This window comes from Rhizobium sp. RU36D, from assembly GCF_900176345.1.
Taxonomy (GTDB): Bacteria; Pseudomonadota; Alphaproteobacteria; order Rhizobiales; family Rhizobiaceae; genus Allorhizobium.
Genome location: NZ_FWXU01000075.1, coordinates 1 through 1,228 on the forward strand (window position 1 = coordinate 1; position 1,228 = coordinate 1,228).

Genomic DNA, 1,228 nt, shown 5'->3' on the forward strand with positions numbered 1-1,228 from the left:
GGGACCGTTGCATAAAGCCGAGTTTTTGGGATTTTGGTTTTTGCAGACGGCGGTTCTGTGGCCCGGCTGTTGTTTTGCCGGGCATTTGGGGTGTTTGGGTTGGCGTGGGGTGGGTTTTGGGCGCAGTTCGCCCGTGGTCATGTGGCGGTGAGGGTGACCCAGCGGCACATGTTGAAGGCCATGGTGGCGATGAGCACTTGAGCCTTGGCCTTTGCGAGGCCTCGATAGCGGATCACGCCAAGCCCCATGCGGCGCTTCAGCGTCGCAAAGGTCGTCTCGACTGCGGCCCTGCGGCGGCCAATGAGGCGATTGAGCTTCGCCAGTCGCGGCGGCAGGCTGCGCTGATGCTTGTTGGCTCGCCGCATCAGCCGCGGCTTGATCCCATGCTGCCTCAACGCCCGCTCACGCGCATGCGTGTGATAGGCGCTGTCGGCCAGAACCGCCCGCTCGTCGCCGCAGATCAGATCGTCGGCCACGACCGTGTCGTTGACATTGGCCGGCGTGGTGATCACCCTGCGGATCAGGCCCGAGCCCTGATCGACGCCGACATGCGCCTTGTAGCCATAGGCCGAGCCGGCCGTGCCCTTGCGCCGGGTAAAGCGTGCATCGGGATCGCTTGGGCGGGGTGCCGCCAGGTCCGGGGTGTCGGTGGCTTGGGTGTCGGGGGCTGGGGTGTCTCCCCGCCCCGCAGCCTCAAGCTGCGCATTGCCTCCCCTAGGCGGCCGTGCGGCCGTGGTCTCGATCACCGTGGCATCCAGCATCGTGCCGCGCCGCAGGATCAGCCCGGCCGCATCAAGCTGTTTGTCGAGTTCAGCGAAGAGCTTGTCCAGCAGCCCGGCATCAACAAGAAGATTGCGGTAGCGGCACAGGGTCGAATGATCCGGCACCTGCGCGTCAAGCGCCAGCCCGACAAACCGCTTGAACGACAACCGATCCAGCAGCGCCTCTTCCAGCTCCATATCCGACAGGCCGTAGAGCGACTGCAGCAGCAAGGCCTTGAACATCACCAGCGGCGCATAGGCGGGCCGACCGGCGCCCGCCTCATCGCGAAGCCGCGAAAGCAGCTTCTCGAAACGATACCATTTCACCAGACCCGAAACCCGATCCAGACGACCGCCGCCCCCTTGCGGCATCAGCGCATCCACAAAACTGAACTGGCCATCCCGTCGAACAGACATCAAATCCCCTCAAATCGCTGCAAACCAACTGAATCACATCAGCCGAATTT

Annotated in this window: 1 protein-coding gene; it reads right to left on the minus strand. The window is 63.8% G+C overall.

The window, feature by feature from the left end:
* Positions 1-137 precede the first annotated feature (137 nt).
* Complete coding sequence (locus B9A97_RS29215; RefSeq protein WP_084369335.1) at positions 138-1,178, minus strand: IS5 family transposase; 1,041 nt, start codon at positions 1,176-1,178, stop codon at positions 138-140.
* Positions 1,179-1,228 lie beyond the last annotated feature (50 nt).